The organism is Ardenticatenales bacterium, from assembly GCA_020634515.1.
In the GTDB taxonomy this organism is placed as follows: Bacteria; Chloroflexota; Anaerolineae; order Promineifilales; family Promineifilaceae; genus JAGVTM01.
Map to the genome: position 1 here is coordinate 167,431 of JACKBL010000005.1, position 20,988 is coordinate 188,418.

Below are 20,988 nucleotides of genomic sequence, written 5' to 3' on the forward strand. Positions count from 1 at the left end.
TCCATGAATGAAACTTCTCTTACGCAGCCGCTTGCACGCCACATCGTGGAAACGTTGGGCAGTTATGGGACGCCGCCGCCACGGGGAATTCAGCATTTTAATGCCGGCAATCAATCCATCCTCGACGCCCTGGACGAATTCTACCTCTCCTCCTACCTGCAAGATGGCGGAGCCGCCTACAAAATGGTCGTCGGCGACTACGGCAGCGGCAAATCCCACTTCCTCTACTGCCTGCGCGACATCGCCTGGGCGCGCAACTTCGCCGTCGTCAAAGTAGACCTTAGCCCCATCGAAACCCCCTACAACGACCAGAAAAAGGTTTACGAAGCCGTCGTCCAAAACATCATCTGGCACGAATCCGACGAAATCAGCAGCGACGAAACAGGACTCACCCGTTTCCTCGAAGGCACGCTTCTGCGCGTCATCGACGGCAACCTCAGCCTGGAAACCCTGCAAAATCCCCTCTATCGCGGCCTGGTGGACACCCTCGAAGCCACGTCCATAGACAGCCCCGCCTATCAGGCCGCCGTCCTCGGCTACTTCGACAGCCTCATTCGGGACAACGAAGAACGCCTGGACTCACTCAGCCGCTGGCTCATGGGCGAAACTACCACCCCCGCGGACACTAAAGTGCTGCGCGAAGTCGGCGTCACCGGCAAAATCAACCGCCCCAACGCCTTCCGCATGTTGCGCTCCCTCTGCCAGATCATCCGTGCCCTCTCCTTCAGCGGCCTCATCCTCCTCTTTGACGAAGTAGACCGCATGGCCAGCGTCGGCGGCAAGGCGGAAAAGCTGGCGACGGACACCCTGCGCGAAGTCATTGACCGCACCCGCGACGACTTGCCCGGAGCCATGTTCGTCTACGCCGTGCCGCCGCAGTTCATCAACGACATCATCCCCAAATATCCCGCTTTGCAGCAGCGCGTGCGCGCTCCAGGACGCTTCAGCCGCGCCAACCACTTCAGCCCCCTCATCAGCCTGGACCATCTCGACCTCAGTGAAGATGACCTGATGCAGACCATTGGCGAAAAGCTGGTCCCCATTTTTGAAACCGCCTACGCCGTCACCCTCGACCATACGATCCAGCGCGCCAATGCCGTTATCCTGGCGAACGTCTCCCGCGATGTCTTTCTGGACATCAGTCATCGCCGCCTGTTCGTCAAATCCTTCGTCGTGGAACTCTCCCGCCAACACTTCGGCCAGGAGCATACCATCACCGAAGCGGAAGCCCAGGCGCTGCTGCGCGGCCAGGCCGAGGAACTCTCCGGCGGCGAGACGCCCCCCTACTAATCATCCCGGAAACCCGGTTTTTTAGAAAAACCGGGTTTCTTTTGGTTCGGAACTATATGATTGGCGACCGTGTTGAACACCCTCAATTTGGATCGGGCCAGATCGTGGCCGAATACCGCAACGGCACGGAGTGGCTGGTGCGTTTTGAAAGTGGCTTTCGCTTTCGCCGTCCCCGTCATGAGTTTGAATCTGACGGTTCCCCCGCCGAGGCGAAAACACCAGACCTGGGAATGCTATTTCAGCCTCCAGACCCCATGCCCCCCGACCGCCTACAGGCGCGCCAACTCATCGAATCGCTGCGCATGGGCATCGCCCCCGCCCAACACGTCGCCGAACTCACCGTAGACTTGAGAAAAGAACGCGACAGCGTTATTCACGGCCTGAACCAGGCGCACCAGCAAGGGGGAGCCGTGCGCGCCGTCATTGGCGAATATGGCTTCGGCAAAAGCCACCTGGTGGAACTGACCGCGCAGGAGGCGTTGGCGCGGGACTTCCTCGTGGCCACGGTCAGCCTGGACCTGCTGGAATTGCCGCCGCATCGCGCCTTCGACATTTACCGCGAAGCGATGCAGCACATTCGCTATCCCGACACCGACGAGCGCGGATTGTCGCCCTTGCTCACGAAAACGACCAATCCCGGGCGCGTAGTGACGCAACTGGCGGAAATATCTCCTGCCGGGCTTGATCCGCTGGTCATTGGGCTGCAAGCGATTGCCAACACCACGTCTTCCCGCCAGCGCAAGGCGTGGATGTACTGGCTCATGGGCGGGCGGCGCGTCAAGACGATGAACAAAGGGCTGCCGCGCGGCGTGAAATTCCCCAGCATCTACAAGGTCGGCCACAACGCGCGCCAGATCGCCTACTTGTTCACGGGCGTCAGCGTCCTTGCGCGACTTGCCGGCTACAGCGGCGTCTGCCTGCTCGTGGACGAGGCAGAGAGTTATTCGCTGCTGCGCCCTTACCAGCGACCCAAAGCCGATTTATTCTTTCGCGCCATCATCTACGCCGCCCTGCGCCAGCAGCAGGCTCGCATTAGCGCCGATGAGTTCCCGCAACATCGCTGGCGCAATTATCCCATGGCCTACGACGAGGGGCAGTCGCTCTTTTTCCTCTTCACCGTCACGCGCAGCGACAATCGCCTGGCTCTGACCGATTGGCTGCCGGAGGAGGCTATCTTTAATCTGGAGCCGGGCGCGGAGCCGCAGGAAATGGGGCAGTTTTTGCAGCGCATCCTCACCTACCATGCGCAGGCATACGGCTACGAGCCTGGGGAGCGGCAGGGACAGGTGCGGCGCGGGGCCGCCGAACACCTGGCGCAGGGTCTGCGTCATGGTCGCCTCTCCATGCGCAGCGTGGTGCGCCTGGCCGTGGAACTGTTCGACCTCCTGTACCTCTACCCCGATTACGACGTCGCCACGCTGCTGGAGGAGCTGCACACTCAGATACAATAACAATATCCAACCGCGTATCAGGTACGAGATCATGAGTAATGTAATGTCGAATGGTGAAATTGAATTTAGTGATGGCAAGACGGAACGGATTACAGGGCAATTATTAAATCAAGAATGGGAAGTCCAAGCGCAACACGCTCTTTACCATGAACTAGGCACTTTCTATAACCCACTCCAGAAATTCCCAGGAGCATATTTTGATGCTAATGGTTATATTCTATTCCAAACAGAAGAAGAATATACTCATAACCCTGCTCTTCAAATTGGTAAAAGAGTCAATATACCAAGTGGAATAGGCTCTATTCCAGGTTATATTCAAGCCTCAACCCGAATTGTAGATGACGAAGACACACAAGAGGCTGAAACCTTTGAAAGCGGTTCTATTTATCCTTATGACATGCCAAAGGAAGTAGACATACGGGAAGATCCACATTCGGTTTTTGAGTGGTTAAGGAAGTTGAAACGAGAGCTTTTAATTATTGATCCTGAATTTCAACGCAAATTAGTGTGGAAACCAAAGCAGAAGTCGTTGTTTATTGAATCGGTTCTACTAAACATCCCATTGCCTCCTTTATATGTTAATCAATCCGTGAGCGGCCAATATATTATTGTTGATGGCTTGCAACGGACTTCGACACTACAGGAATTCGTGAATAATGAATTTGCTCTAAGTGAACTGCGTGTTCTGAAAGACCTGAATAATTGTACTTTTAACAAACTAAACGCTGAGTATCAAACTAAAATAGAGGACAGAAAACTTCTCATATATGTAATAAAACCATCAGTGCCTTTGCAAATGGTTTATGATATTTTCCATAGAATTAATACTGGTGGTACTCAATTGACTCGCCAGGAAATCAGGAACTGCTTCTATATTGGCCCCGCAACTAGACTTCTCAAGGAACTCGCGGAGCATGAAACGTTCCGAAAAGCTATTGACAATGGTATTGCCTCTACAAGAATGAAAGATCGCGAAGCTGTTTTGCGATTCCTTGCTTTTCGGATTCTTGACTATAAGAACGATTACAACAATGATATGGACGCCTTTTTAGGTGCAGCTATGGAACGAATGAACAAAATGACTGATGGGGAACTAAATCATTTGCGAGAGGAATTTGAAGAGGCCATGTCTCTTACATATGATTTTTTTGGGTTTAAGAACTTCCGTTTACCAACTGATACTACGAGAGGAAGAATAAATATTGCCATTTTGGAATCCGTTGCCTGCTTCTTTGCTGAAAAATCTAAGTCATTCTTACAATCCAATAAAGAGAAGATACAACGAAATTTCGATGCTTTGCTTTCTAATCCTGACTATGTGGATGCCGTTCGAATTTCGACAGGTGATACAAGGCGAGTTATTCGCAGGTTCAATTTGACGCAAAAAATACTGGGGACAGTTTGATGTTAAAGGAAATCAGCTTGCAAAATTTCAAATGTTTCGAAAAGGAAACATTGATTCCGTTTAGCAATTTTAACTTGCTTACAGGTATAAATGGGCGTGGTAAGTCTACTTCATTGCAGGCTTTGCTATTGATGCGCCAATCGATAGAACACAATCGAGCCATTGACAGGTTGATTTTTAATGGTAGTTGCGTGGATCTGGGGAACTTCAACGATGTTCGTAACAGCAATATCTCACAGAGAAATGCTGTAGAAATCAAGTTTTGTTTTGATGGTGTCCAGCTTCACTATCATTTATATGAAAATGAAGCTGATGAAATGAGTATGCAAATACATAAGGTGATAATTTCAGAAGTCTCAGATGATCCCAGAATTTACATTGAAACAGGACTGCAAGCTGGAGAACATGTTCTTCAACCCCACAATAACCCACTCCTGTGGCAAGACCTTATTCCTCGCAATATTCATACAGGAACCAATTCCCAATCAACCTCTTTAACCCCTTTGGATAACCAAATCAATTTTGCCAGGATTCACTATGTTTCTGCTGATCGTATTGGTCCGCGTGATTTCTACCCTAAACAAAGTTTTGCCGATTTCCCAAACGTAGGACGACGGGGAGAATATGCTCCCTACTTACTATACCAAATGAGAGACAATCGAGTACATGAGGATATTTGTCATGATAAAGGTGCAACTCCCACATTACTTGACCAAACCCAGGCTTGGCTAAGTCAAATATTTGATGGAGCCAGGATTAGTCTGATACCAACTGAAGCAAATCTGGTTTTGCTTACATTGCGTGCCGACGAATTACCTACAAAAGGGTACAAACCAGCAAACGTGGGTTTTGGTTATAGCTACGCATTACCTATTATAGTATCAGGTCTAATAGCACGACCTGGAGAAATGCTTATAGTGGAAAACCCAGAGGCACATTTACATCCCTTTGCACAATCGCAGATTATTCAATTTTTGACTCGCTTAAGTGGGACAGGTGTTCAGGTTTTTGTTGAAACGCACAGTGATCATATTTTGAATGCTGTCAGATTATCAGTTTTGGATAAGTTTCTTACATCTCAAATGACGAATGTACTGTTTTTTGCTGGTCATGAAACACCTTCAGTAACACAAATTCCTGTTGGTAATGATGGCAGTATTGAGAATTGGCCAAATGATTTCTTTGATCAATTGGATAAAGATTTTTCTCGTTTGTTCGGATAAGATATGGAAGTTTTCATAAATGAGTGTTCTTTACACAGACAGTTTGCAACACAAGATGACTTTGAGATAGCGTTGAGGATTTTCTTCCAGGTTGTTGATCGACTTCGCACAGTAGAACATCAATTTTACCAACGCAGTGATCTGTTGCATGTTTACCAAGCAACAAGAAATAAAACGTTTATCGCGAGTTTGAACGGTGTTAAAAGGAAAGATCTGCGAATAAGCGTAAGGAACGTTCTCAATAACAAGTTAAATGTACGTGACTGGACCCAAGAAAGAGTGCATTCTTCAGAAGATATATTCCTATGCATGCAAGAGCTTGTTACGGACACGAGCATAGCTGAGTTAGGAGAACGTATTCTCTGTGGAATGACTCAACATGGGCTTTTGATAAATCTTCCAGAATCGAGGTTTGCTAGTGAAACCTCGCTCACAATTGATAAAAATGGAGACTCTCTTACCAACATTGATTGTGTCGATCATAAAGAGGCTCTAGAAAGGTGGCTTGAAGAAACGTTTCGGATAAGTCGGCGAGAATATAGTGTTCTCTCGAATACACCTCCTTTAGATTTTCAAACAATTCTAAGAAACAGCAACCGTTTTGATAGGACACAGTTGCCCCGTCAGGGGGGGCGTATACTTTACCGAGAAAAAAGTACGGGATACATTTGGTATGTCGATAACTTACATGTGGGGAATGCAGCACATTTTGAAGTCTTCGATCGCAATGGTCGCAATCATTTAGGGGAGGCAGATCTTGCGGGTACTCTTGATCATTCAAAGCGTGATCCGAACAAAAGGCTCAATGTGTGATTTGTGTGCGCTGATATTTTGGAGGCGCGGGAGGTAAAGAAGCGAATCCCGCGTGCATGGCCGTTGTTTTTTGCCCGCTTTGGGCAGTTTACGCCTGTGCAGCAGCAGGCGATCCCGCCGATTCTGGGGGGGCGGGATGCGTTGGTGGTGGCGGCGACGGCGTCGGGGAAGACGGAGGCGGTGATTGCGCCGCTGTTGGAGCGGTATTGGCCGCGGCTGCACGAGCCTGGCCTGACTATTCTCTACATCTGCCCCACGCGGGCGTTGGTGCGGGATTTGTATGAACGGCTGCGACCGGCGCTGACGGATGCCGGCATTTCCCTCACCATGAAAACGGGAGATACAGGTCCGGTGGATGCCAAAAATGCCGGCATCCTCCTCACCACCCCCGAATCCACCGACGCCCTCCTCACCCGCGACCCACGCGCCTTCATCACCCTGCAAGCCATCGTCCTCGACGAAATTCACCTGCTGGACAACACCCCACGCGGCGACCACACGCGCTGCCTGCTGCCACGCATTGAGCGCATTCGCGCCTACGCCCAACCAGACGCGCCGCCACTACAACGCATCGCCCTTTCCGCCACCGTTGCCGATCCCCAGGGCATCGCCGGCCGTTATTTGCAATCGGGCGTCATCATCAACGTCCCCGGCGGGCGCGCCATCCGGGCGGAAATTCGCCCTTTGTATGGGCTGGACGAACTGGCGCAGGCGTTGGGTCGGCGGGCCAACTTCAAATCCCTGCTATTTTGCAACTCGCGAGACGAGGTGGAGGAGACGGCGGCCTATTTACGCCGGCATTTGCCACACCATGCCGAGGTTTTTGTTCATTATGGCAACCTGGATGCCGGCATGAGGCAGGAAGTCGAAGACCGGTTCGCGGCGGCGGCGGTGGCGGTGTGCGTGGCCACCAGCACGCTGGAGTTGGGGATTGACATTGGCAGCGTAGACGATGTGGTTCTGTTGGGCGCGCCGCCGGATTTGACCTCTTTCTTGCAGCGGATAGGGCGCGGCGGGCGGCGGGCGGCGGAGACGCAAGTGCTGTGTATGCCACGTTCGCCGGGCGAGTGGGCGCGTTTCGAGGCATTATTGACACTGGCGGGCGGCGAATGGCGGGTGGCGGGCGGTCCGTGGCAGCATTTTGTGGATGATCGTCCGCCATCGGATGTGACGCCTTATGGTTTCCGTCCATCGGTGCTGGCACAGCAGGTTTTTAGCCTGCTGAAGCAAAGCCCGACGGGGAGCGTGCGCCTGGCGGATGTGCGCCGCATCGCGCCGAAGGAGGTGAGTAGCAAGGCGGTGGGGGAAATTATCTCGCAGTTGACGTGGGCGGGCTATTTGCAGACGGGGCGCATGGGGGAGTGGCGGCCTGGGGAGAAGTTGCAGGAGTTGATCGACCGACATGAGATTTATGGGAATATTGGGACGGATGTGATGCCGGCATTTGCCATTGACGCCTTCTCCGGGAAAACCATCGGTCAGACGGAACGCAGCTACGAAAAAGGCAGCGTCCTCCTCCTCGGCGGCAAAGCGATGCAGGTCGTCTGGAACGAGGGTCGCCGCTTCGGTCTCGCCCCCGCGCCCGCGCACAGCCAACCGGACGACATCCTGCGCTTCCAAAAATCTTACGCCGCCGTCCCCTTCAACATTACGCAGACGGTCGCCGCGCTGCTGGGCATTCCGCGCGGCACTCTCGTCACGCTGGCGGCGGCGGAAGGGACCTGGCTGTTTCACTTTTGGGGTACGGTGTGGGGGATGCTGCTGGCGGACATCCTGCTGCAGGCGGGCTTGTCGGCGGAACACGTCAATGAGTATGCCTTATTCCTGCGGCGACCGCTGACGCAGCTTCCGCCGTGGTCGGCGACGGCGGCGCGGCAGGCGGCGCGGGACGTGAGCGCGCGCCTGGTGAACCATCTGCAATTGGGGCGTTTTCATGCGCTTTTGCCGGCACAAATCGCCCAATCCGCCATCACGCAACTCCTAAATCTGGAGCGGATGGCGGAGGTTTATGCGGCGGGGGTGGTGCGGACAATGCCGGCAATCGACGAGCAACTCACGGCCCTATCCTGAAAATAGACAACATAAGTCTCAAACCAACTTTGACATCAACACGTTCGGCGAAGCGGCGGGCGTTTTGCCACGGCGTCAACCGCCCACGACGCGCAACACCAACAAGAAAAGGCAAACGCCAAGCATGCCCAGAGCCAGACCGACGGCAGCCGTGGCGCGGGCGCGCTCCTTGTTGAAAAGCCCCGCCGCGCCCAGGCCAAAGCCTAGCAGCCCCAGAAAAGCACTGGTCGCGCCGCAAACGAACAGGGGCACGGCCAGCAGTTGCAGCCATCCTTGCCGCGCGCCTAACAGGGCGCATAGGCCCGTCGCAAAAACCAGCGCCGTGGAAGCAATGCCCAGGCGCAAACTGGTGTCGCCTAAAACGTTTGGTTGCGAAGAAGGGGGATGCTCATTCATCTGATTTTCCTTTGCGCGAAGGCGGTGGGACGGAATCATTTTGGCGGGAAGAATGCCGGCATACAATAACACAATTGACGCCCTTCTCGAAAAAAGCGACCGACCCATAGAAACACGCTATAATCCCCTCCATGAGTTTCACGCCCTCGGAACACATCCAACAAATCCTCGACAACCTGCCCACCGTAGCCGGCGTCTACCTGCACAAGGATCGAAACGGCAAGATCATCTACGTGGGCAAATCCGTCAACCTGCGCCAGCGCGTGCGCTCCTACTTCCAAAACAGCGTTGACAACCCCAAGACCCAACGCCTGCGTCAGGAGATAGCGGACATCGAAATCATCACCACGGACAGCGAACTGGAAGCGCTGCTGCTGGAGATGACGCTGATCAAAAAACACCGCCCCCGTTACAACGCCATCCTCAAAGACGACAAGCGGTATCCCTACATCAAAGTCCACTGGCAAGACCCCTACCCCAAAGTGACCGTCACGCGGCGCATGTTGCGCGATGGCGCGCGCTACTTTGGTCCCTACACCTCCGTGTGGGCCGTGCAGCAGACGCTAGAAATGCTGCGCCGCATCTTCCCCTACCTCACCTGCGACCGCGCCATCACCGGCCAGGATGAACGCGCCTGCCTCTATTTCGACATCAAGTTGTGCGGCGGCCCCTGCATTGGCGCGGCCAGCCAGGCGGAATACCGTCACATGATCCAGCAGTTAATGGACTTCCTCAATGGCCGCTCCGACCACATCACCAAGGAAGTGGAACGGAAAATGACGCGCGCCGCCGAATCGCTGGACTTCGAGAAGGCCGCGCTCTATCGGGATCAGCTAAAAGCGATTCAGCAGGTGGTCGCCAAACAAAAAGTCATCGCCGCCGCCAACACGGACCAGGACGTGATCGCCTTTGCCCGCGAACAGGGGGACGCCTGCGTGCAGATATTTTTCATTCGCCACGGCAAGCTCATCGGGCGCGAATACTTCTTGCTCGAAGGCACGGACGACGAAGCGGATGGGGATATCCTGCACGACTTTCTCACGCAATTCTACGATGAGGCGGCGCACGTACCCAAAGAGGTGCTGCTGCCCAACGAAGTGGATGAGGCGCGCATAATTGAGCAGTGGCTGCGCCAGAAGCGGGGCACGAAAGTCTCTATTCAGGTGCCCCAGCGAGGCAAAAAGCGGGAACTGGTGCAAATGGCCGCGAAGAATGCGGTGGATACGTTGGGGACTCTGCGGCAACAGTGGGCGGCGGATCGCTCCAAACATGTGCAGGCTATCAGTGAACTGCAAGAGGCGCTCAATCTGCCCACGCCCCCCGCGCGCATCGAATGTTATGACATCAGCCACACGCAGGGACGGTTTCCCGTTGGCTCCATGGTGGTGTTTGTGCAGGGCGCACCGCGCAAGAGCGACTATCGCCGTTTTAATGTGCAGACGGTGGGCAATGATGATTACGGGGCGATGAAGGAGGTGCTGACGCGCCGCTTTCAACGTTACATGGATGCCGGCACGGGCGAACTACACGACCCCGCCCAAATTGGACAACCGCGCCAGGAAACCGCCTGGGCCATCCTGCCGGATTTGCTGATAGTGGACGGCGGAAAAGGGCAGTTAGCCATGGCCGTAGAAGTCTTGCAAGCGTTTGGGCTGCAAGACGCAGTACCCGTAGCCGGGCTGGCGAAGCAGGAAGAGGAACTTTTCCTGCCCGGCCAGCCTACAGGCGTTTATCTTTCCCGCCGCTCGCAGGCGCTCTACCTGGTGCAGCGAGTGCGAGACGAAGCGCACCGTTTCGCCAACGAGGGGCATCGCAAGCGGCGGGGAAAGGCAGGAGTGGCTTCCATCCTGGACAGCATCCCTGGCGTGGGGCCACAGCGGCGCAAACTGCTGCTAGAGCAGTTTGGCTCGCTGGAGGATATTCGCCAGGCCACCGTGGAAGAACTCGCCTCCGTTCCCGGCGTCCCCTACGCCGTCGCCGAAGCCATCAAAGCCCACCTGGCCTGAACCGACGAAAACCGTACGTGAGAGGTAACTATTCACGTCTCCGAGAGATTGGACCAATTTTGTAGACATCAACAGGATTTAACCAGAGCAAATTGGTCCAATCTGGGCAGATGACCTGTACAGTCACTCTTCGAGATTTTTATCGTCCGCGGCAGCCGGAGTTGTATGACAGGGGGCTATCTCGTCCGGTCAATTGGACCAGATGACCGGCGCACCACATCAAGACTACAAAAAAACGCACGGCGCATCTTTCTCGCCTGTCCACGCACAGTGCGGACTCTATGCGATGCAATATCTCTCGAATCTGTCTAGACTCAACGCTGCAATAATTTCACTCCTGCTACAATCATCATGACAATCCCGAGAATGACCAGGAATAACACTAATATCTCTCCCAATGGATCCAGAAACCCATAGTACCAGCGATTGGATGTCGAGAGGTCAGCAATAAAGGAAGGTAAGGTAAGAACTGCCAGACTGAAGGTAAGACCTCCAAATATGACCGATAGCCATAAAGCAAGTTCGTTAAGTTTTTGCGATTCTAATTGCAGACGCCCTTCGTTGCTGCGCTCAATCAGGTTACTGAGGTCGGCCAGGTTTGCCTCCGCGCTGGACAAGATCGAAGGAACGCCAGTTTGCTCCATGAAATGCGCAAGCTTGTTTACCGCGTAGTTCGCCTGGGCAATAGCCCAGGGAGACGTGATAGTCCGCAAATGAGAGAGCAGTCGAGTTACGTTTGCCGCCTCCGTATCGAACTCCAAGAGTTGTTGCGCATCAGGATACACACCATTGTCCCGCAAGACAGGCAGCGCCTTGCCAAGACAGGCGGACGTCATGTGCTGCGCCAACTGCGCCAGTAATCTGATTTCCACGCCAAACTCCAATGCGCGCAGCACACACTCCCAATAATATGCATAATCCATATGGTGGGCGGAGAAAACCACTTGTTGTCCGGTTCGTGGCATATAGGGATAGATAATGGTGCTTTGGTCGGTAATAATGCACATCTCATTGTCCCAGGAAACCACGTTTCGTTTAACAATCTGCTGCACCGATTGGGTATTATGCGGCGGGTAAAAGTAATCCTTCTTACCCTGTAAAATGATACCTTCGAGAAGGCCGGCAATGGTCCGTCCGTAATGTGTATTTGTAAGAATGGCGGACGGTGTGAGTATATCGCGTTTTTTCTCATCCCATTTGTAGTGACCCATCTCGTTAAAACTGAAGATCATATATTGCTCCCGAATACTGCCCACACCAGAACGATCTGGTACACGGCTCAGCGGAAGTTCAAATGGAAAGATGGCATTGGTGTTGCACAGCTTGCCCCGACAAGCCTCAACGAATTGTCCCACAACTTCGACCGCCATCTGCCATGCAACAGCAGGGAACTCTCGCTCCATCTCCACTACGGCGTGATCGCGCACCCAACTTACAAATTGATCAATTGACTCAATACGTTCCTGATTGGCGGGATCGTCAGCGTCGGAAAGAAGCTCCTGGCGTTTGGTGCGAGCGCTCTCCATATCGAAATAGCCTTGCAGTCCCATTACATCACGCGAAAGGGATATTAACGTGCGGGGTCTGGCAATATCTCGTTTCAAGATAATTGTGACAATGCCATTACCTGAAAGTCGAAACCAGGCATCCCATTTGTTCCAGATATTGCGTAGAAAGCGATCTTTGAACTGCACATTATTCAGCAGTTCGGGCGGAAAGCTGACGGCTTTCTTATTCAACTGATATGTAGGAGGAAAATTCTCTTCGGCCAGTATGCGATTAAATACACCTAACTCATATCCTCGTTGTTCGGTTTCGATGTAGGCGGAACTGCGCACAAAGCGGGGATCATTGAGTTCCAATTGGCGTAAAAAATCGTGGAATTCTTTGCGTCCTCGCAGATTGAGCAAGATGGGGTGGCTTTCCGGCGGGACAAAGGCACTCATATCCAGCGCCAGGATAACGTAAGCAGCGCCGCGGGCATCAACTTCTTGTTCCAGACGAAGCAAATTTCGCCTGGGTGTGCGTGGCCGCGAATCCCCAGGTATTGCAGGAAGTATGGCTGACATGGAAAACCCTCCTGATTGACTTTACAAGTAACTTCTCAATATTTCGGGGGAACCGCGGCCTGAGCTTGTCGAAGGCCGTTGGTTTCGACAGGCTCAACCAACTTCGCCCCACTTTATTGAGACAACAAAACTGGCGAGCGAGGCAAACTAGAATATCATTAACCCAAGTTGCTACCTACCCCGTTGGCATTCCGAGTGTAACGAGGAGTCCTGCTCAACTTGTCAATTGCGCGGGTTTCCTTGCCGAAGACGGCTCGAAATGACACTTTCTCACCGTAGTTCATTATAGTGGCAACTTAGGTTATTATATTATAGCCTGCCGTGAGAACTTTGCGCGCAAAACGGCATTCTTTGCAGCTATTCACGACCACCTTCCCGGAAGTTTGAAATTGAGCTTCCGGGAAGATATCCAAGTATCAAAGAGCAGTGGAATTGAACAAGCGAGGTGCTTCTGATTCCCGAGTTGCCGGTCACAGGCATGAGTTGACCGAATTCTTGCCTACCGGACTTTCCCACGATAGCATAATTAACGTAACGCTCTCCTCAAAAATATAGGCGCGTCTGGCAACCCTTCTTCTCTATGAACACTGAAGAATTAAAACAACTGTTACAGCAAGCCGAGCAGGCGCAGAGCCGGCAGGCGTATCAAGAGGCGCTGGCGGGCTACCGTCGCGTCCTGGCGGAATCAACGACGGCGGCGGAGCAGCCCACGCGCCTGCGGGCGCTGCGGCAGCAGGGTTTGGTGCTGCACATTTTGGGGCGGCAGGACGCGGCCATGTCCAGCTTCCAGCAGTACTATCTGGAGGCAGGTTCCAGCCAACGGGCCGTGGACGCGCTGGTGCTGATTGGGCGGCAGCACGTGCAGATGGGGCAGCCGTTGAAGGGGCTGGCGGCGCACAACGAAGCGCTACAACTGGCGGAGGCGCTAAATGACACCGCCGGGCGGGCGACGGCTTTGAGCGGCATCGGTGGCGCGTTCGTGGTCTTGGGGCGGCTGGAGGAGGCGTTGACGAACCTGGGGCGGTCGTTGGCGCTCTTTTCGCAGTTGGGCGACGAAATGGAGCAGGCGCGGGTGGGGAATCAACTGGGGATCACGTATGCACGATTGGGGATGTTGGATAAGGCGGTATCCGCTTTCCGGCGCAGCCTGGCACTGGCACGCCGGACAGGACCGCGAGAGACGGCCATCATTTTGGGGAATTTGGGCCAGTCTTACCAGGAGTTGTATGACATGGAGCAGGCGCTGCAATGTCACCAGGAGGGGCTGGCGTTGGCGGAGCGGGCGGGGTTGCGCAGCGGCATCCCGGATCTGTGCCGCAATTTGGGGGTGGATTTGATGTACCTGGGGCGGCTGCCGGAGGGGTTGGGGTATCTCCATCGGGCGCTGGAGATGAGTGAGACAGTGGGGCAGCAGGATGAGCGGCTGCAGACGTTGTATTCGCTGGCGCTGGCGGAGCAACAAAACGGGGAACTGGCGCAGGCGGAGGCGCGCGCGCAACAGTTGATTGGGCTGGCGGAGACGAACAAAATGCGTGGCTATCTGGCGGATGGCTTGCACGCGCTGGGGTTGTGCAAACAGGCGCGGGGAGATACGCCGGCGGCGGAGCAGTTGTGGCAGCGGGCTATTTTTATTGCGCACGAGACAGCGCGTCGTTTTCTCTTGTGGCAGTTGCACGCGGCGATGGCGGAGATTGCCGGCAATCCAGACCTGACCCGTGTTCATTATCGCATTGCCGCCGAAGTCATTGAACAAATCGCCTACCCTCTGGAAGACAAGGAACTGCGACAGACCTTCCTCAATGCCGCGCCTATTCGCGCCATTTTGTGGGCTGCTCGTGGTTGAGTGGGAGGACGCGGATTTGTTTTGACGCGAACTGCCCGAATGACACAAATTGAGGGGGGACTGGGGCTGTTCGTGATAGTGACGATGGGTTGCTGAACCTGCGCTATCCGCATTTCAATGGAATGCCCTCCCTTTTTGCTATCAATTAGAAACCAAACCATTTTGCCCGAAATGGTTGATTTTCTGCTCTTTGAGACTATAATTTCGTTTGTATTCTAAACTGCCGTGAGGAATCTCGTTTATATGGCCGTGGAAATGGATGAGATCGACCGCGCCTTGCTGCGCGATTTGCAGGCGGATGCGCGCACCAGCAATGCGGAGTTGGCGCGCCGCCTGGGGTTGTCGCCGCCGGGACTACAGAAGCGATTGCGCAAGTTGGAAGAGGCGGGCGTGATTCAGCAGTATGCCACGCTGGTGAACCGGGAGGCGGTAGGGTTTGACATGCTCTGCTTTGTGCAGGTGACGCTGCGCCGCCATGAACTGGATGCGACTGCGCGCTTTAAGGAAGAAGTACGGCGGATGCCGGAGGTGTTGGAGTGCCACCATCTGACGGGAGAGTATGATTACTTGCTGAAAGTGGTGGTACGTAATACGGCGCACCTGGAGCAGTTTTTGATGGAGACGCTGACGCCCGTGCCCAGCATGGACAAGATTCGCACCAGCGTGGTGTTGAGCGAGATTAAGGCGACGACGATGCTGCCGCTGTGCGCCGAGGAGCGAGAAGCGAATGATGATTGACATGACGAGGACGGCTGCTGCTCAGACGGCGGATTTGCCGCTGGCGGATTGGGCGCGGACGATGAAGCGTTCGGTGCTGCGGCAGATGATTGCGGTGGTGTCTCGGCCGGGTGTGCTTTCGTTTGCGGGGGGATTGCCGGCATCCGACCTTTTCCCCAACGCCGAATATGCCCAGGCCCTCGCCCACGTCCTTACCCACGACCCCCGCGCCCTGCAATACGGCCCTCCCTATCCCCCCCTGAAAGCGCATATTGCCGCCCTTATGGCGCAGCGCGGCGTTGCCTGCGACAGCGAGGATATCTTCATCACCACCGGCGCGCAGCAAGGCCTGAACGTGCTGGCGCAAATGCTGCTCAATCGCGGCGGGCAGGTGTTGCTGGAAGAGATTGTCTACACCGGCATTCAGCAGGTGGTGGCCCCCATGCAGCCACACCTCCTCACCGTGCCCACCGACCTGCGCACGGGCATGGATGTGGACGCCGTGGCCGCGTTGCTGGCGCGAGGCGCGCGCCCTGCGTTTATCTACGTCATCCCGGAGGCGCATAATCCGCTGGGCGTGAGCCTGAGCCTGGAAAAGCGGCATCAACTGGTAGACCTGGCGCGCCGCTACCGGGTTCCCATCGTGGAAGATGATGCCTATGGCTTCCTCATTTACGGCCAGCCGGGGGGCGAACGGCGCGTGCTGCCGCCGCTGCGGGCGCTGGAGCCGGATTGGGTGTTTTATGTCGGTTCGTTTTCCAAGATCATGGCACCGGCGCTGCGGTTGGGGTGGATGGTGGCCCCGCCGGCGTTGACGCCGAAGTTGACGGTGGTAAAGGAGGCGGGCGACCTGGAGACATCGGCGCTGACGCAACGGGCGGTGTCGCGTTATCTGGATGAGGGGTGGTTGCCGGCACATGTGGCCCATTTACGGCAGGCATACCAGGAGCGACGGGATGTGATGCTGGCGGCGCTGGAGGCGTATTTCCCTGGTGAGGCGCGTTGGACCCGGCCCAATGCCGGCATGTTCATCTGGGTAGAATTTCCGCGCGACATCGACTGCGTTCGCCTGTTGGACACCGCCGTCACCGAAGAAAAAGTCGCCTACATCCCCGGCCACGCCTTCGCCGCCCCCGGCATCGATGCCGGCCACTGCCTCCGCCTCAGCTTCTCCAACTGCCCGCCAGACCAGATCGAAGACGGTATCCGCCGCCTGGCCCGAATCCTTGCCTGAACAATCTTCATACCTCATACCTCATCCTTCATCCCTTAAAGGAGAACCCCATGTCCGAAGACTTCCTGCCTATAAAAAGTATCGACCACGTTGAGCTTTACGTCGGCAATGCCAAGCAATCGGCGCATTATTACCGCACCGGCTTTGGTTTCGCCAACACCGCCTATAGCGGCCTGGAAACAGGCAACCGCGACAACGCCTCCTATGTCATGGAGCAGGGCAAAATCCGCCTGGTGCTGACCACCTCATTTAGCCCGGACAGCCCCATTGCTCGCCACTGCCACCTGCATGGGGATGGCGTCGCCGTCATCGCCATAGAGGTTCCCGACGCCGCCAGCGCCTACCGCGAGACCACGAAGCGGGGCGCGACGGGAGCCATTCCCCCTACCCGCGTCGAGGATGAACACGGCATCTTTTCCTACGCCGCCATCCGCACCTATGGCGACACCTTGATCAAGTTCGTGGACCGGTCGGCATACAACGGCCCCTTTGCGCCCGGCTACGTGGCGCGCAACGGTTTCGGCAACGGAACCACGCCACGCCAGCGGCACAAGGGGTTGGGGCTGGCGGTTATTGACCACATGGTGGGCAATGTGGAACTGGGGGCCATGAACCGCTGGGTGGAATTTTTCGCCATGACGATGGGTTTTAGCCAGCTTATCCACTTCGACGACCAGGACATTTCCACGGAATACTCCGCCCTGATGTCCAAAGTGATGCAGGACGGCACGGGTAAGGTAAAGTTTCCCATTAACGAACCGGCGGAAGGAAAAAAGAAATCGCAAATTCAGGAATACCTCGACTACTATTATGGTCCCGGCGTGCAGCATATTGCCTGCTCCACAGGCGACATTTTAGCGACGGTGAAGCAGTTGCGCGACAATGGCGTTGAGTTTTTGCGCGTGCCCACGACGTATTATGCGGACCTGGAAGCGCGTGTTGGCAAAATTGACGAGCCGGTGGATGAGTTGGCGGACCTGGGTATCCTGGTGGATCGGGATGAAGAGGGGTATCTGCTGCAAATCTTCAGCAAGCCGGTGCAGGACCGCCCCACGCTGTTTTTCGAGATTATTGAGCGACATGGTTCGCGGGGCTTTGGCAAGGGCAATTTCAAGGCGCTGTTTGAATCGCTGGAGCGGGAACAGGCGCTGCGGGGCAATCTGTAAGAACGGATAATAGGGTAACGCGCCGCCAAAGTGCGTCGCAACCGCGAACGGAGACATGAGATGACTTACTATTACAAATTGGGCCAGGTGACGCATAAGCGACACACGCAGTTTCGGCAGCCGAACGGCGCTTTGTATCATGAGGAGGTGATGGGGATTCACGGATTTGCCGGCATTCAATCCATCCTCTACCACATCTACCCCCCCACCGCCGTGCGCCAGGTTGAATTGGAAACCAAGATCGAGATCCCCTACGAAGATGGCGGCCCCCTGCGCCACCGCCACTTCCGCACCGCCCCCATCCCCCCCGGCGGCGACGCCATCACCGGGCAAGTTCCCCTCATGGGCAACAACGATGTGGTTGTCTCCATTGCCCGGCCCACCGAACCCATGGACTACTGGTATCGCTTCGCCCATGGTGACACGATGATTTTCGTCCACGACGGCACAGGCGTACTGGAAAGTCAGTTTGGCCGCCTGCGCTACCGTCCGGGTGACTACCTGGTCATGCCCACGGGCGTGACATGGCGCATCCTTCCTGATGAAGACGTGGCGCAGCGATTCCTCGTCGCCGAGGCTTTCGGCCACATCGAACCACCGAAACGATACATCAACAACTACGGCCAATTCCTGGAACACGCCCCCTTTTGCGAGCGGGACATTCGCCCCCCGGATGAACTCGTCACCTACGACGAGCGAGGCGAATTCGCCGTGCATGTGAAGGCGCGCGACCGCATCACCCGCTACATTTACGATCACCACCCGCTGGACGTGGTCGGGTGGGATGGACATCTGTGGCCCTTCGCCTTTAACATTGAGGATTTCGAACCGATCACGGGGCGCGTCCACCAGCCACCACCCGTCCACCAGACGTTCGACGGTCCCAATTTCGTCATCTGCTCCTTCGTGCCCCGCCTCTTTGATTACCACCCGGAGGCCATTCCGGCCCCCTACAACCACTCCAACGTCGATTCCGACGAGGTACTCTACTACGTCGAAGGCAACTTCATGTCCCGCAAGGGTATTGACCGTGCCTCCTTCACGGTCCATCCCAACGGCATTCCGCACGGGCCGCATCCGGGCACGTATGAAGGCTCCATTGGCAAGGAACGCACGGAAGAGCTGGCCGTCATGATTGACACGTTTCACCCCCTGCGCATGACCACCTACGCGCGTGGCTATGAAGACGAGCAATACGTTTATAGTTGGCTACCGTATATGCACCAGGCTGCTGCCTGAGAATATCCTTCCCTTCCCTGGCGCGACGCGCATCCAACGCGTGTCGCGCCTTCTTTCCCCAGAACGTGATCCTCAATCCTGCCCACCTCGTCAGCCACGACCGCTACAAACTCCTGATTGGCACGATTTTGCCCCGCCCTATTGCCTGGGTGAGCAGCATGGATGCGTCAGGGCGGCTTAATCTGGCTCCCTTTTCCTATTTTACGGCGGTCTGCCCGGACCCGATGACGCTGATGTTTTGCCCTGGCTTGCATCCCGACGGGCGCAAGAAGGATACCTGGCGCAATATCGAGGAAGTGCCGGCATTTGTGATCAACCTGACGAACGAGGAAACCGCCGCGGCTATGAATCTATCGGCGGCGATTTTGCCGCCGGGCGAATCGGAATTCGCCTGGGCGGGCGTCACGCCTGCCGCCAGTGAAACCATCCCCGTGCCGCGCGTGGCCGAAGCGCCCGTTTCCTTTGAGTGTACACTGCAACGGATTGTCGTTGTTAGCGATCAGCCGGGGGGCGGGGCGGCCATTTTCGGCACGGTGCAGTGCATCCACGTCCGCGATGACCTCTACGTGAATGGCTACATTTCGCGGGAACGGCTGCGTCCGATTGGTCGGCTTGCCGGCAACAGCTACACACGCACCACGGACACCTTCGATCTGCGCCGTCCCCCATCCCCCCCCGCCAGACCCTGACGATTTTCTGCTTTGTTTACGACGCACCCTCATCTTCCCGGAAGCTGTTAGAATGTAAGGGGCGTTGCATTTTGCAACATTTTTGGCCGGACATTGAGCTTCCGGGAAGGTTTGTGGGCACATGTGCGCATAGACTGCGTCGTTACCTGCTTTACATGTTTTGTTGGTATAATCCGTGCCGGCATTTGCCCCTACCGCGATACAACCCTCTACAAGGATCGTTTATGAAAACGCCCTCAAATCCCAACAACCTTCCCGGCCCCATAGCCAGCTTCTTTGTCGTTCTCATTGCCGGCATCCTTGCCATGGCGATCTTATTTGGCTGGTCGCTTGGCTGGGGCTGGATTTGGAGCCGCTTTTTGCCCCTCACCCTCTTCGAGGCATCCTTGCTCACCATGCTGGCTACATTCGCCGTTATCTTCAGTGTCGTCCGTTTTTTCGGCGGGCCGCATACCAACTCCTTCGTGGACCTGCCCGACTACGAGGATTGGGAGGAAGACGACGAGGAAGAGTACACTATCCCTACCACCCGCTTCTGGAAAAGAATGGAAAACCGCACGCGCGAGAAAGTTTTCCACTACGTCCTGTCAAACGAGATTTATGATAATGCCAGCCTTGCCCCCCAGGCGCGCGGCCTGATGAATGATCAGCAGCTCCAGGAACTGGCAATCCGCCTGGGAGAAATCGCCATTCAGGTTCTCAAACGGAAGCGCAGAAATGTACGCACCCTTGCCATCAACGTCGGGCAGTTGCGGCAGGAAATGCAAAAAATGGGGCTGCAACCCTACGACGATGATATGCTGCGCCTGACCGCGGAAACGGTCAACGATTTGCTGGAAGAAGACGAAGAGGAAATTGGCTTCTTCGCGGATATGATCCGAAACAAACGCTGGCAAGAGAGCTGACCATTGTGTAGCGCGCGTTTCTCACGAAAATAGTGGTCAGTGGATAGTGAATAGTGGTCGGAATCGCCCCTCCCATCCTTCGTCCTTCGTGATTCGTCCTTTGTAAATCGCCCTTATCGGAACCATGCCCATGCCTGACCTGACCCTGCGTGAATGCCAGGAAATCACCGACGACTGGATTCGCTCCATCGGCGTCCGCTATTATGCGGAAATGACCAATCTGGCTATCCTCATGGAAGAAGTGGGCGAACTGGCCCGCCTCTTTGCCCGCACCTTTGGCGAACAGAGCTTCAAGGAGTCAGACAAAAACCGCGACCTGGGGGACGAAATGGCCGACATCCTCTTCGTCCTTATTTGCCTGGCGAATCAGACCGGGGTGGACCTGACCACCGCCTTCGCGCGCAACCTGGAAAAGAAAACCCGGCGCGACCACGACCGCCATCGGAACAATCCCAAATTGCAGCCGTAGGAA

Annotated in this window: 17 protein-coding genes; 15 read left to right on the forward strand and 2 right to left on the reverse strand. The window is 55.4% G+C overall.

Annotated elements, in window-relative coordinates; all coding sequences use genetic code 11:
• Nucleotides 1-3: 3 nt before the first annotated feature.
• Genes H6650_14785 through H6650_14810 form a run of 6 tightly spaced genes read left to right on the forward strand, consistent with a single transcriptional unit; the run spans nt 4 to nt 8,252 of the window.
• A complete protein-coding gene (locus H6650_14785; protein MCB8953269.1) occupies nt 4-1,290 on the forward strand; it encodes a DUF2791 family P-loop domain-containing protein in 1,287 nt (428 codons plus the stop codon).
• A 56-nt stretch (nt 1,291-1,346) separates the two neighbouring features.
• Entirely contained in the window at nt 1,347-2,741 is a 1,395-nt protein-coding gene (locus tag H6650_14790; protein MCB8953270.1) for a DUF2791 family P-loop domain-containing protein, read from the forward strand.
• 43 nt (nt 2,742-2,784) lie between these two features.
• On the forward strand, nt 2,785-4,146 hold the full coding sequence (locus H6650_14795; GenBank protein MCB8953271.1) for a DUF262 domain-containing protein: 1,362 nt from the start codon (nt 2,785-2,787) through the stop codon (nt 4,144-4,146).
• Nucleotides 4,146-5,369, forward strand: coding sequence for a DUF3696 domain-containing protein (locus tag H6650_14800; protein ID MCB8953272.1), 1,224 nt, complete (start codon nt 4,146-4,148; stop codon nt 5,367-5,369). The genes H6650_14795 and H6650_14800 overlap by 1 nt, the downstream gene beginning before the upstream one ends.
• 3 nt (nt 5,370-5,372) lie before the next feature.
• Nucleotides 5,373-6,182 (forward strand): hypothetical protein, encoded by an 810-nt coding sequence (locus H6650_14805; protein MCB8953273.1) that lies wholly within the window; start codon nt 5,373-5,375, stop codon nt 6,180-6,182.
• 3 nt (nt 6,183-6,185) lie between these two features.
• Nucleotides 6,186-8,252, forward strand: coding sequence for a DEAD/DEAH box helicase (locus H6650_14810; GenBank protein MCB8953274.1), 2,067 nt, complete (start codon nt 6,186-6,188; stop codon nt 8,250-8,252).
• A 75-nt stretch (nt 8,253-8,327) separates the two neighbouring features.
• Here H6650_14810 and H6650_14815 read toward each other — a convergent pair whose 3' ends face one another.
• A complete protein-coding gene (locus tag H6650_14815; GenBank protein ID MCB8953275.1) occupies nt 8,328-8,648 on the reverse strand; it encodes a hypothetical protein in 321 nt (106 codons plus the stop codon).
• A gap of 131 nt (nt 8,649-8,779) precedes the next feature.
• On the opposite strand from H6650_14815, the gene uvrC reads away from it, so the two are divergent.
• Nucleotides 8,780-10,654: an excinuclease ABC subunit UvrC gene (gene uvrC / locus H6650_14820; GenBank protein MCB8953276.1), complete on the forward strand. Its 1,875-nt coding sequence runs from the start codon at nt 8,780-8,782 to the stop codon at nt 10,652-10,654.
• A 314-nt stretch (nt 10,655-10,968) separates the two neighbouring features.
• Here uvrC and H6650_14825 read toward each other — a convergent pair whose 3' ends face one another.
• Entirely contained in the window at nt 10,969-12,723 is a 1,755-nt protein-coding gene (locus H6650_14825; GenBank protein ID MCB8953277.1) for a hypothetical protein, read from the reverse strand.
• Between the two features lie 580 nt (nt 12,724-13,303).
• Here H6650_14825 and H6650_14830 point away from each other — a divergent pair.
• The 8 genes from H6650_14830 (at nt 13,304) to H6650_14865 (ending at nt 20,985) form a co-directional block, all read left to right on the forward strand.
• On the forward strand, nt 13,304-14,566 hold the full coding sequence (locus H6650_14830) for a tetratricopeptide repeat protein (protein ID MCB8953278.1): 1,263 nt from the start codon (nt 13,304-13,306) through the stop codon (nt 14,564-14,566).
• A gap of 243 nt (nt 14,567-14,809) precedes the next feature.
• Nucleotides 14,810-15,304 carry an Lrp/AsnC family transcriptional regulator gene (locus tag H6650_14835; GenBank protein ID MCB8953279.1) on the forward strand — a complete coding sequence of 165 codons (495 nt, stop codon included), beginning with the start codon at nt 14,810-14,812 and terminating at the stop codon, nt 15,302-15,304.
• A 1-nt stretch (nt 15,305) separates the two neighbouring features.
• Entirely contained in the window at nt 15,306-16,517 is a 1,212-nt protein-coding gene (locus H6650_14840; protein ID MCB8953280.1) for a PLP-dependent aminotransferase family protein, read from the forward strand.
• A 50-nt stretch (nt 16,518-16,567) separates the two neighbouring features.
• A complete protein-coding gene (gene hppD / locus H6650_14845; GenBank protein ID MCB8953281.1) occupies nt 16,568-17,683 on the forward strand; it encodes a 4-hydroxyphenylpyruvate dioxygenase in 1,116 nt (371 codons plus the stop codon).
• A gap of 60 nt (nt 17,684-17,743) precedes the next feature.
• Nucleotides 17,744-18,922 (forward strand): homogentisate 1,2-dioxygenase, encoded by a 1,179-nt coding sequence (locus tag H6650_14850; protein MCB8953282.1) that lies wholly within the window; start codon nt 17,744-17,746, stop codon nt 18,920-18,922.
• A 65-nt stretch (nt 18,923-18,987) separates the two neighbouring features.
• Nucleotides 18,988-19,611 (forward strand): flavin reductase family protein, encoded by a 624-nt coding sequence (locus tag H6650_14855; GenBank protein ID MCB8953283.1) that lies wholly within the window; start codon nt 18,988-18,990, stop codon nt 19,609-19,611.
• Between the two features lie 224 nt (nt 19,612-19,835).
• Nucleotides 19,836-20,516, forward strand: a complete 681-nt coding sequence (locus tag H6650_14860; GenBank protein MCB8953284.1) for a hypothetical protein — start codon at nt 19,836-19,838, stop codon at nt 20,514-20,516.
• A 130-nt stretch (nt 20,517-20,646) separates the two neighbouring features.
• Nucleotides 20,647-20,985, forward strand: coding sequence for a nucleotide pyrophosphohydrolase (locus H6650_14865; protein ID MCB8953285.1), 339 nt, complete (start codon nt 20,647-20,649; stop codon nt 20,983-20,985).
• Nucleotides 20,986-20,988: the final 3 nt, after the last annotated feature.